Annotated in this window: 9 protein-coding genes; 6 read left to right on the forward strand and 3 right to left on the reverse strand. The window is 57.8% G+C overall.

Annotated features, from left to right (window positions below; genetic code table 11):
* Nucleotide 1: 1 nt before the first annotated feature.
* Nucleotides 2-2,749 (reverse strand): ATP-binding protein, encoded by a 2,748-nt coding sequence (locus AC1DE4_RS03310; RefSeq protein WP_477879882.1) that lies wholly within the window; start codon nucleotides 2,747-2,749, stop codon nucleotides 2-4.
* A gap of 237 nt (nucleotides 2,750-2,986) precedes the next feature.
* Nucleotides 2,987-3,757 (reverse strand): SDR family NAD(P)-dependent oxidoreductase, encoded by a 771-nt coding sequence (locus AC1DE4_RS03315; RefSeq protein WP_477879884.1) that lies wholly within the window; start codon nucleotides 3,755-3,757, stop codon nucleotides 2,987-2,989.
* A gap of 258 nt (nucleotides 3,758-4,015) precedes the next feature.
* Between AC1DE4_RS03315 and AC1DE4_RS03320 the strand changes: the two genes are divergently transcribed.
* The 5 genes from AC1DE4_RS03320 (at nucleotide 4,016) to AC1DE4_RS03340 (ending at nucleotide 8,853) form a co-directional block, all read left to right on the forward strand.
* Nucleotides 4,016-4,570 (forward strand): helix-turn-helix transcriptional regulator, encoded by a 555-nt coding sequence (locus AC1DE4_RS03320; RefSeq protein WP_477879886.1) that lies wholly within the window; start codon nucleotides 4,016-4,018, stop codon nucleotides 4,568-4,570.
* Nucleotides 4,571-4,637: 67 nt separating this feature from the next.
* Nucleotides 4,638-5,015 carry a c-type cytochrome gene (locus AC1DE4_RS03325; protein ID WP_477879888.1) on the forward strand — a complete coding sequence of 126 codons (378 nt, stop codon included), beginning with the start codon at nucleotides 4,638-4,640 and terminating at the stop codon, nucleotides 5,013-5,015.
* A gap of 15 nt (nucleotides 5,016-5,030) precedes the next feature.
* Nucleotides 5,031-5,480, forward strand: coding sequence for a (2Fe-2S)-binding protein (locus AC1DE4_RS03330; RefSeq protein ID WP_477879890.1), 450 nt, complete (start codon nucleotides 5,031-5,033; stop codon nucleotides 5,478-5,480).
* Between the two features lie 9 nt (nucleotides 5,481-5,489).
* Nucleotides 5,490-7,643, forward strand: a complete 2,154-nt coding sequence (locus AC1DE4_RS03335; RefSeq protein ID WP_477879892.1) for a xanthine dehydrogenase family protein molybdopterin-binding subunit — start codon at nucleotides 5,490-5,492, stop codon at nucleotides 7,641-7,643.
* A gap of 157 nt (nucleotides 7,644-7,800) precedes the next feature.
* On the forward strand, nucleotides 7,801-8,853 hold the full coding sequence (locus AC1DE4_RS03340) for a molybdopterin-binding protein (protein WP_477879894.1): 1,053 nt from the start codon (nucleotides 7,801-7,803) through the stop codon (nucleotides 8,851-8,853).
* A gap of 37 nt (nucleotides 8,854-8,890) precedes the next feature.
* Here the strand turns inward: AC1DE4_RS03340 and AC1DE4_RS03345 are convergent, their stop codons facing one another.
* Entirely contained in the window at nucleotides 8,891-9,724 is an 834-nt protein-coding gene (locus tag AC1DE4_RS03345) for an alpha/beta fold hydrolase (RefSeq protein ID WP_477879896.1), read from the reverse strand.
* 155 nt (nucleotides 9,725-9,879) lie between these two features.
* Between AC1DE4_RS03345 and AC1DE4_RS03350 the strand changes: the two genes are divergently transcribed.
* Nucleotides 9,880-11,271: an FAD-dependent oxidoreductase gene (locus AC1DE4_RS03350; RefSeq protein ID WP_477879898.1), complete on the forward strand. Its 1,392-nt coding sequence runs from the start codon at nucleotides 9,880-9,882 to the stop codon at nucleotides 11,269-11,271.
* Nucleotides 11,272-11,385: the final 114 nt, after the last annotated feature.

Genomic DNA, 11,385 nt, shown 5'->3' on the forward strand with positions numbered 1-11,385 from the left:
TTTATGATCGGGCACCTCGTGCTCGTCCCACCAAATCGGCAGCTAGTCTAAGATCGTCGGTCTCCGAGGCGGGCTCAAATTTGGAAACAATGGCCGCGATGTCGCCGGTCGAGCGTTCAATAGGTTCGGCGAATGCGTGTGCGGTCATCGCGCAGCGCAACTCCCAGAAAACCGCACCGTTAGAACGGGCATTGTTCATTGCTTCCTGGAGGATCACATCGGCAGCTCCCCGATCACTCGAGTGGATCGAGAGCGCCTTGAGGCGTAGGAGTTCCGCGCGGCACCACCCGCCATCCCCAGCGAGCGCTCGCTCGATTTGGTCGAGCGGAGCGCGGGTACCTGACACGACAACAAGATATTCGAGGCGCATGCCAAGAGACTCGGAGAGCTCTGTGTTCAACGTATTTTCACTATCCGTGCCAGGCAGAAGCAGTTGACGATATGACCCTATCCACTGCTGCCATCGGACCAGGCGGTGCTCCTTGGCGAGCTTTTCCGCCGTATCGAGATGCCCGATAGCAATAGCAGTCCTCCCGGCAAGGAAATTGAGTGGAAAGGCGCTGAGCATCAGCAGCAGGCAGGACGCTATGGAGTAGTCGAGCTTCTTCGCCTCCGCGACGGCGTCTTCCAACACGGTGAGAGATGTAACTGTTTTTCCTTCCAGAAAATCGACAAACGTCATGACGGCCAGGGCGATGATCCGTTGATCAAAGCCCATTCCATGGTTAGCCGTGCGTCTGACCTCACCGCTAGCATCGCTGAAGGACCCCGCAAGCTCCCATCGTGACAGTTCCAGATCGCCATGGAACAGGTAATTGTGCTCGAGCATACGACTGAAGGTTTCACGCGGAAGCTGGTTATGGCGCTCGCGCAATGCCAAGGCCCGCTCGATTGCTTCACCATAACGTCCGTGCGATGTTAGCAAGGCTATGAGCCCGCTTTGTGCCGCTACGAGCTTCCGCACGTTCCCTATTCTATCCGCGATTTCGACCGCTCTTCGGAATTCCGCGAAGCAGTCGGTGTCAGCGGGGAAGCCCTTCGTGTGATAAAGCGCACTTCCTCTCGAGAGTCGCAGGTCCAATTCCGTTTCTGTACCTTCGGCTGGGGACCCCTGTGTTTTCTTGAGCGCGCGCTCGGTCACACCAATCTGCTCATTCATCAGGCCGAGTTGGACCCAGAAGATGTTCGAGCGGCTTGCGAGTTCCACACCGACCTGACTGAAATCATCGGTCTCAAGCGCCCAATTGATTGCGCTTCTTATGTCGTGGATGAGGTCGCCATGTCGCCGCATCCAGTCAGCGGTGGGCAATGTCTTCCAGTCTTCCGCGGCGCGCGCGAGCGTGGTTTCGCAGTAGGAAGCGTGCGCTAAGTGAAGGGGAACCATGCTTCCGCTCTGCGCCACCTTCTCGATAGCATAGCTGCGCGTTGTCTGGAGAAGTCGATATTTCCCATCGCCGCCGCTAACGGAAAGCAGTGACTTGAGGAAAAGACCGTCAAACGCTTGGTAAAAATCATCGGTGGTCATGGCCGCAGCACTGATTGTCAGAGCGGCTTCCGTGCTGAACGCGCCGGCGAACATAGCAACATACTGGAAAAGCAGGCGCTCTTCCTGAGTCAGATTCTCGAAGCTCCAGTCCAAGGTTGCCCGGAGCGTTTGTTGCCTTGGTGGTGCCGTGCGGCGACCGCGTCGTAGAACCGAAAGCGGATTATCGAGCGAGGCCAAAAGATGGGCAAGACCGAGGTTTGCTACACCGGACGCAGCCAGTTCGATTGCTAAGGGGATGCCATCAAGTCGGCGCACAACCTCCGCAGCGGCGGAGACGGTCTCGTCCTTTTCAAAGTTTTCCTGCTCGGAGGAGAGCAGTACGCGGTCGATAAACAGTTCAACCGCGGGGGACGAGCGTATTTCGGAAGGACTTGCGCCTTCCGGGGGGACGGCTAACGAAGGAAGCTGGCGAATTTTCTCGCCGGATACACGGAGGGGCTCGCGGCTCGTGGTAAGAACCGTCGCCGTGTCCGTCGTCGCAATAATATCTTCTACAAGCACTGCCACCGACGTAATGAGGTGTTCGCAGTTATCCAACAGAACGAAATAGTTCCGGTCGGCCAGCGCGCCTAGAACGGCTTGTCGAGTGTCGTCCAAGAGCGACTTGAAGCCAAGCAGAGTAGCGAGTGTTGGAATTATCTCACTCTCCTCGCTCAGAGACGCTAGATCAACGAACAGGACCTCGCGCTGGGTGCTCTCCGCCTCCGCGACCGCAAGAGCCACGGAAGTCTTACCAACACCTCCAGCACCTGCAATAGTCACGATCCGGTTGCTTGAAACCAGCGCTGAGATTTCAGCCACGATACTGTCACGGCCGATAAGACGCTCAGTGAGGCGAGGCAGGCTCTGATGGATCCGGCGGGGTGTCGGGTCCTTTGCCCGTGTCGGCTCGTTAGTAACTTCCACCGGCATCACGAAAACGTAACCCCGACCGGGAACGTTTTCGATATATCGACCGGCGTGGCGGTCCCCAAGCAGCTTGCGGAGGGTCACAAGATGGACCCTCAGTGCGCCTTCCTCAACGATTGTGTCGGGCCAAACTTTTTCGATGAGTGTCGCTTTGGTGACTATCTCGCCCGCGGACATGGCTAGAACGGCTAGGATATCGAATGCCTTACCACCCAACTGGAGGGCTTTTCCGGATTCGGTCAGCCGCCTTTGAGACGGATCCAGCTCAAAACGCCCGAATTTCAATATCGGCATCGCCCACACCCAATCAAGTCGCGCGTCTTAGCGGTTTCAACCGAGGCTCGGGATCAGAGACGGTAAGGTTTCCCCTGGATAGGTCCTGTCACCTAGTCCGGTCGATTGCGGTCCAGACGCTTCGTTGACACGACGCCTAGATTACAATCAAGCCGCTATAAATTCGACTAGACTACCCCACAGTCGTTCGCAACGAATTTGAAAGGGTAAGCGCGGGATATAGCGCCGATTGCGCAGCTATGCGTTGTAACCGCCGTCAACATTTAGAACACTGCCTGTGATAAACGACGATGAGGGTCCGGCCAGGAAGCGGATGGCGTTGGCCACCTCCTCAGCGGTTCCGAGCCGTTTGAGGACGTTAGACTGCATCTCGGCTTCCAACATCTCACGCGACGCACCCTGAAACTCAGTGTTGATCGAGCCCAATTGGATCACATTTACGTTTATTCCGCGTGGACCCAGATCATGAGCCGCTCCACGGCAAAATGCGGTGATCGCAGCCTTGCTGGCTGCGTAGTCAGCCAGTCCGGGAGAGCCCACGCGATCGGCGAGGCTTGCGCTCAAAGCGATAATTCTCGAGCCCGGCACCATGAACCTTACGGTGGCACGCACCAGCGTCGTAACTGCTCTCACGGTCGCTACATACTGTTGGTCTAGAGCATCTTCATCCACGTCCACATCGTCGATTTGCCAGTGGGTGCGGTAGTTCGCGTTCGTGATAAGGACGTCAATCTGGCCCATTGACGCGGCGATGCCGCGACTGAGACGACCACACTCGAGGCCCGATGCCTGGCTCGGCCAAGTGAAAGTCTCGACACGACCGCCGTGTTGGCGCAACTCTTCGAACAACGCGGGATCCAACTCGTCGCCCTCTGTAGTCAGGGCGAGGTCGGCCCCTGCAGATGCGAGTAGGCGGGCGGTAGCAATACCAACGCCATGGTTGACATTCGTCAGTACGACAACCCGCCCCGCAAGCTCCTTGAAGGTCGAGTTCAGTATCTCCTGCACGGAAAATTCCTTCACGTAATTGGCAATCTGCCAAATAGAGCGCACCCACCGTACCGCGATAAGGCTCCTGACGAACCCCGTCTTGTATGATCAAGTTGCGACGGAAAAGCCCACGCATCCGGAGCACCATTGGGGTCGAGCTGTAAGCCTTGCACGACCAGGCAACGGCTATAACGACACTTAACAACGCTTAACTCGTGCTGGCTTGGGCACGAAGCTAGTCTCCGGCAATCGGAAACTGACGAATGGAGCCTGACCGTGCAAAACGTTTATCCGTTCACGACTCCCCCATCCGGCGAGCCAGGCTTGATTTCGGCGCGACAGGATCAGTTGGCGAGGCGTTCGGAGTTGGAAACGCTGGAACTCCATTCGCCAAAGTCGCCGAGGAGCGCCAGGGGAAGGCCCGTTGCGGGTTTGACCGAATGGCAGAAAGCAAAGATCGCTCGGTACATCGATGATCATATCGACAGTCGTATCAGAGTCGTCGAGTTGGGGCGGCAAGTGCGACTAAGTGCCAGCAGATTCTCCAAGGGCTTCAAAGTTTCCTTCGGACAGTCTCCTTATGAATACGTGCTGGCTCGCCGCATCGACGCCGCCAAATTCCTCATGCTGATGACCGAAGACTCCCTCAGTCATATCGCGCAGATATGCGGATTGAGCGATCAGGCCCATCTGTCGAAAATATTCAAGCGGATCGCCGGAACTACGCCCCTTAAATGGAGACGCGGTGACCCGTCATTGCGCTCTCTGTCGGCCTCCTGTCCGCGATGGACAAGGCTTCTGCCACCGGTCGTGCAGGCTTTGGCCGGATGAACGACCAGCCGACGTTGCCTGTGCGGTGTCCAGCCACCGAGACCTAGTTCCCTGACGGAGAATAGAAATGAACAAGACATTGCGTCTGATCACTGCTGCTGCAGCGCTTGGCATTGCGATTGCCGCAAGTGCCAAAGCAGATGGCGACGCTGAAATGGGAAAGAAGCTCTTCGCGAGGTGCAACGCCTGTCATGCAACAGGGGAGGAGAAACGGGTCGGACCCGGTCTCGCGAACATCGTCGGGCGGCCAGCAGCGAGCGCAACTGGCTACACCTATTCTGCTGCCATGAAAAATTCCGGGCTGACGTGGGACGAGGCAACTCTCGACCAATTTCTCAAGTTCCCCCAAGCGATCGTCAAAGGCACTCGCATGAACTTGGCTCTTCCCAAGGACTCCGATCGAGCTGACGTGATCGCGTACCTCAAGACCCTTGCAACTAAATAACCAGGGAAGAACGCCATGAAAACCATTACGATAAACGGTCAAAGCCATCAGGTAGACGTTCCCGATGACATGCCCTTGCTCTGGGTTCTCAGGGATATTCTCGGGATGACGGGTACGAAGTTCGGCTGTGGCATTGCCCAGTGTGGCGCTTGCACCATCCATCTTGACGACATGGCTGTAAGGGCCTGTCAAACGACCATGGACATGATCGACGGCCAGAAGATCACCACGATCGAAGGGGTCGGCGCGACGGAAATCGGCGCGAAAGTGCAGGCGGCGTGGCTCGACAAGGAAGTCGTGCAGTGTGGTTACTGTCAGTCTGGCCAGATCATGTCCGCAACGTCGCTCCTGGCATCTAATCCCAAGCCGACGGACGCCGAGATCGATGAGGCCATGTCTGGAAATATCTGCAGATGCGGCACCTACGTCCGCATCCGCGAAGCCATCCACTCCGTTACCGCATGAGGCACTGAAATGATCGAGAACCTCCATTCGAGACGCGGTTTCCTAAAAGGCACCGTCCTTGGCACCGCCGGCCTCCTGCTCGCGGTGCAGATGCCGCGATCCAGCAAGGGCGCGGCTAGCGCCGCAGCAGCAAATCAGAGCCCCTTCGTCCCCAACGCCTTTGTCAAGATCGACACCGCTGGCATCACTCTCATCATGCCCCATACCGAGGTCGGCCAAGGCATCTACACCTCGAGCGCCATGTTGATGGCGGAGGAACTGGAAGTCGGTCTCGACCAGGTGAAAGTTGAAGCAGCTCCGCCAGACCTGTCCAAGTACATGGATCCATTGCTCTACGACCAGGCGACCGGGGGCTCGACCTCGACGCGGGCCGATTGGGTGCGCCTGCGTCAAGCTGGGGCTGCGGCCCGCACGATGCTCATCGAGGCGGCCGCAAAGGAATGGGGCGTACCGGTAGACGAATGTCGCGTCGATGGAGGCAAGGTGCTTCACGATGGCACTGCTAGGTCGCTGACCTACGCCGACTTGGCTCCCATGGCAGCGGCGATTCCGCTACCCAAGGATCCGCCGCTCAAGGAGCCGTCGCAATTCAAGATCATCGGAACAAGAGCGAAGCGTATCGATACCCCGGAAAAGGTGAACGGGTCGCTTGTCTACGGCATCGACGTGAAGCTCCCGGGAATGAAGATCGCGACCCTCGCCATGCCGCCTGTTCTCGGCGGGAAGCTGGCGAAGTTCGATGAGGCGGCGGCACTTGCCATCAGCGGCGTCAAAGAGGTCGTGAAGACCGATGACGCTATCGCGGTTATTGCAGATCATATGTGGGCTGCCAAGCAAGGCTTGGACGCGCTCTCCATAGAATGGAATGCCGGCGCAAATGCATCGGTGACGCTGGACACCATCGTGGGCAAGATGGAAAAAGCTTCGCACGAGAAGGGCGTGGTTGTCCGAAACGTCGACAACGCCGAGGCCGCCATCGCTGGCGCAGCGGTAAAATTGGAGGCTGTATATCAGTCGCCTTTCCTGTCGCACTCGGCGCTCGAGCCAATGAACTGCACATTGCATATCCAGGACGACAGCGCGGAGTTGTGGGTGGGAACCCAAGTGCCCGTTCGCGCCCAAAACGCCGTTGCGGGTGCAACGGGTCTTCCGCCGGAAAAAGTCAAGGTGAACAACCTTCTCATCGGCGGAGCATTCGGTCGCCGGCTCGACATCGACACGATCGAGATCGGCGCGAAGCTACTCAAGGACATACGGTATCCGGTGAAGCTTGTGTGGACTCGTGAAGAGGACATGACCCACGACTTCTTCAGGCCTTACTACTACGACCGGGTCGCCGCCGGCCTCGACAAGGACGGTAACCTTGTCGGACGCACCCATCGTGTTACCGGTTCCTCGGTCCTGGCGCGCTGGGCTCCACCCGCCTTCGTGAACGGCATTGATCCGGACGCGCTCGATTGCGCGGCCGAGACACCATACGACGAAAAGTCTGTCCTTGCGGAGTTCGTGCGTTTCGAACCGGAGGGCCTCGTGACTGCCTGGTGGCGAGGCGTCGGGGCCACTCATAACGTATTTGTTGTCGAGAGCTTCGTGGACGAGATGGCGCACGCCACAAAGCAAGATCCGCTCGAATTTCGGCGCAAGATGCTCACCAAAAACCCCAGAGCCCTAGCTGTACTGAACCTGGCGGCAGAGAAGGCGGGTTGGAGCAATCCGCTTCCCGAGGGTCAAGGGCGGGGAATCAGCCTTCAATTCGCGTTCGGTACATATCTCGCGCACATCATCGAAATCGAGGTAAGTGCCGAAAAGGAGGTCAAGCTCCTGCGTTCGGTCATAGCCGTCGACTGCGGCGTGGTGGTAAATCCGGACACGGTCGAAGCGCAGATGCAAGGTGGCGTCATCTTCGGCTTGAGCAGTGCGATGTTCAATGCCGTGACCTTTACCGACGGCGCGGTGGATCAATCGAACTTCGACATGTACCGGGTGCTGCGCATCAACGAAGCTCCGAAAATCGAGGTTCATCAAGTAAGGAGCGCTGAGTTGCCGGGCGGTGTGGGGGAGGCAGGAACCGCAAGTGTCGCGGGCGCGCTCGGGAACGCAATCTTTGCGGCCACTGGGAAGCGGTTGCGATCCCTTCCTTTCGCAGATGCCGTGGCAGCCTAATGCTGAAAACACATCTTGCAAGGACGAGCCGTCTTGTAGAACGTGGATACGCCTATAGCGCACTGGAGCGCATCCGAGCACCGATAGGCCTTAACATCGGTGCTCGCGATCCTGGGGGAAATCATCGCTCACCGCCGATCTCCAATTCGGAGCATGGATGATGTTCGGCAGAATTGAAACGACAGCGGGCATGGGCGCGATGCTCGCGCATCGTCTGATCACAAGCCAGCGAACTTTCCAGAAGGGACATCTCCTCTCAGCCCATGACGTCCGCCTTCTTTTGGGGGAAGGTGTGCACCAGATTGTCGTGCACCGCCTCGAGCCAAGCGAGGTCGACGAAACAACCGCTGCGGAAATTGTGAGCCGTCCATTTGTTTCAGAAGACATTGAGGCCAGGGCGGCCGTCGGTGGCCGAATCAATCTTTACTCAACGTCCAGCGGACTTCTCCGGGCGAACCAGCCACTGATAGACGATTTCAATGCGATCGACGATGCAATTACTTTTGCCTGCCTGAACGACTATTCACAGGTCGCAGCGGGTGACCTCGTTGGAACGATAAAAATCATACCACTTGCAGTACTCCGACAGTCGGCCGCTGAAGCCGTTCGAAGCGCATCGAGCGCTGCCCCACTTCTTGTAAAACCGTTCATATCCCACACGGCAACGATAGTCTCGACGGTCTCAGAAGGAGTGAGCCCGAAGACGCTCGCGAAAACCGTTCGGGTTACCTCTGATCGATTGCTCGTTCGAGATAGCGAAGTGATTTCGGAAATCGTCGTCGATCATTCAGTCGTTCCTCTTGCGAATGCTCTTCTATCCGAGAGCACAATCCAGCGACATCGGCCCCACATGATTATCGTATTCGGTGCGTCGGCTGTCTCCGACGCACATGATGTCATTCCATCGGCGATACGAGCTGCCGGCGGGCAGGTCGAGCGGGTCGGCATGCCTGTGGACCCCGGAAATCTGGCAGTCGTGGGACGCGTCGATGGGACAATCATAATCGGTGCGCCGGGATGTGCCAGGAGTCCGGCGATGAACGGTTTGGACTTCATACTGGATCGCGTGATCGCCGGAGAAGAAGTCAGCCGAGCTGTGATCGCCCGAATGGGCGTGGGAGGGCTCCTGAAGGATATCGAAGGCCGGACGCAACGGCGTGAGGATATTGTCGGTCACGCCACCGTCTCTGACCTTCGAAAGATTGCCTGATCGGTTACGATCTCGATCAGGCGTTTTTGCGCGTCATTCAGACCTTGCTGTAGTCGCCGTTGATCCAGGCGATCACCAGAGAGGCGTATTCCTGGGCGGCGTCTTCCCACACGAAATGCCCCGCGTCGAGAACCTCGGCACGGCAACGGGGCATGCTTTTTCTGAGAAAATCTCCGTTGGCGGGTGGAACGAACGGATCGTCTTTACCCGATATGATGAGCGTGGGCACCGTAATGTCGCCAAGGAGGCTTTCGAGCTTTGGCAGGTCGGTTTCGTAAGCACGCACAAAATCAGCCGCCTCGTTCCAGCGCTGACCCGATGACGACCGTTTGTAGTCCCGCAGGGTGAACTCGGAGAGCGGAGCTTTCGCCGTCGACGATATAAGCTGATACACCTGATCGCCCCCGTCCGATCCGTCGAAATCGGCTCTGGACGACGATGCGATCTGCCGCAATGGCTCTCCGAGGAGTTCCATCTTGGTGCCTCCGCTACCTCCAATGATGCTCTCGAACCGCTCGGGGAATTCGCTAGCGGCGAAAAGGGCAGCTAGTGTTCCGACGTCGGGTGCGATGACGTGCGCTTTCTCGAGCTTCAGAGCATCCATTATTTTCACAAGAAACTTGCTCATTGCCGAGGGCGACATAAGATCCGCCCGTCCTTGCGACATGCCGAAGCCAGGCAGATCGATCGCCGTGACCGAGCCGAGAGAGGCAATTTCTGCCCAGACGAAATCGAAGGCGAACAAGCTTTCGGGCCAGGGCGCGGTCATCAAGATCGGGATGCCTAATCGCCTGTCCGACTCGATAAGCCTAATCTTCAGGCCATCGACCAGTTCCATCGTGACATTGTCCATGTCCATAGTGTGGGTCATTTGCGTGCTCCTGGTGTCGAACACCGGACAGTTACTTCAACGCAACCCATCCATCTTTGACGATCGAGCTTTCGAATGGCGGCGCACAGCCGCATCTTACAATACCGGCCGATTGAGCGATGGCTTTATGCCCCCCGATAAGCAGCGAGGCGCAAATGACCCAAGTAGAGAAGTTCGACATCCTAATCTTTGGCGGCGGTAAAGCCGGCAAGACACTGGCGATGGACCAGTCAAAAGCCGGCAAGAAGGTGGCCGTGGTCGAGGCCGGTATGATCGGTGGTTCCTGCATCAATGTGGCATGCATACCGAGCAAGACATTGATCCGGAGCGCTGAAATCACGCACCTCGCGAGAAATATGCACGAGTTCGGAGTGGTAGCGGACAATGTTCGCAACAACCTTGAGCATGCCAGAGATCGCACGGCGCGAGTGGTGGCTGAGATGGTTGCGACAAACCAAGCCGGCTTTGATGCCAGTGGCTTCGATTTGGTGCTTGGACGCGGTCGCTTCGTCGCTCCCAAGACAATCGAGGTTCAAACAGCGCGGGGTGCCCGGGTCGTAGAAGGCGAGCAGGTTTTTGTGAACCTGGGTACCTCGGCGCTGGTGCCCAACATCCCTGGCCTCAAGGAAGCAAACCCGATCACCCATATCGAAGCCCTTCAGCTCGGGGATCTTCCGACGCGGCTGCTGGTGGTTGGCGGCGGATACATCGGCATGGAGCTGGGGCAGGCGTTCAGAAGACTGGGTGCCGAGGTGGTGATAATTGAGCGCGCTGCTCGTCTCGCCCCACGCGAGGATGCTGACGTCGGCGAGGCTATTCTGAAAATTCTGTCGGATGAAGGCGTCGAGGTTGCCCTTGGTGCGTTTGATCTGCAAGTCTCAGGCCGATCTGGCGAAGGCGTAACTATCCGAAGTGCGGATGGTCGTTCGTTCGCTGGGTCGCACGTCTTGGTCGCGTCGGGTAGGACGCCGAACACGGCCGACATCGGTCTGGAGATCGCCGGAATCGAAACCGATGAGCGCGGCTTCATTAAGGTAGACGGGCAGCTGCGAACATCCGCGGCCGGCGTGTGGGCGATGGGCGAGGTGGCTGGTACACCGATGTTCACCCACGCATCCCTGGACGATTACCGCATCGTCAAGAGTGCGATGTCCGGCGGCACGCGCCGCACGGCGGACCGAATGATCCCGTACTGCGTCTTCATCGATCCCGAATTCGCTCGCATCGGCAGGAACGAGGGCGAGTTGAACAAGGATGGAACACCGTACCGTGTAGCAAAGCTTCCAATGGATGTTGTTCCTCGGGCCCGAACGCTCTCTCACCGAAAAGGGTTCATGAAGGCGATTGTCGCAGCAGACAGCGACAATATCCTGGGCTTCAGCATGCTCGGCATCAATGCAGGTGAGGTGATGAGTGTGGTTCAGATCGCGATCCTGGCGGGCTTGCCCTTTACCGCCCTTCGCGATGGGATTTTCGCGCATCCGACGATCACGGAAGGCCTGAACATGCTCTTCGCGAACGTCACTGCACCCTCCAAGCCCGCGTAGGCGGACGCAGGTCTGGGTAAAGCGCAGAGCATCCTTTGCGCACGATGTCAGGGAGCGCGCGTAACCAGCGCGTCTTAAAAGGATCGCGCAGTCCTGCGCTCATTGTTTTTGTCC

The sequence above is a fragment of the Rhizobium sp. 10N414 genome (assembly GCF_056394785.1).

What these genes read in the sequence shown, in the direction of transcription:
- AC1DE4_RS03325 (WP_477879888.1), top strand. Translation starts at nt 4,638, where the DNA reads ATGAACAAGACATTGCGTCTGATCACTGCTGCTGCAGCGCTTGGCATT.
- AC1DE4_RS03350 (WP_477879898.1), top strand. Translation starts at nt 9,880, where the DNA reads ATGACCCAAGTAGAGAAGTTCGACATCCTAATCTTTGGCGGCGGTAAA.
- AC1DE4_RS03345 (WP_477879896.1), bottom strand. Translation starts at nt 9,724, where the DNA reads ATGACCCACACTATGGACATGGACAATGTCACGATGGAACTGGTCGAT.
- AC1DE4_RS03310 (WP_477879882.1), bottom strand. Translation starts at nt 2,749, where the DNA reads ATGCCGATATTGAAATTCGGGCGTTTTGAGCTGGATCCGTCTCAAAGG.
- AC1DE4_RS03340 (WP_477879894.1), top strand. Translation starts at nt 7,801, where the DNA reads ATGATGTTCGGCAGAATTGAAACGACAGCGGGCATGGGCGCGATGCTC.
- AC1DE4_RS03330 (WP_477879890.1), top strand. Translation starts at nt 5,031, where the DNA reads ATGAAAACCATTACGATAAACGGTCAAAGCCATCAGGTAGACGTTCCC.
- AC1DE4_RS03335 (WP_477879892.1), top strand. Translation starts at nt 5,490, where the DNA reads ATGATCGAGAACCTCCATTCGAGACGCGGTTTCCTAAAAGGCACCGTC.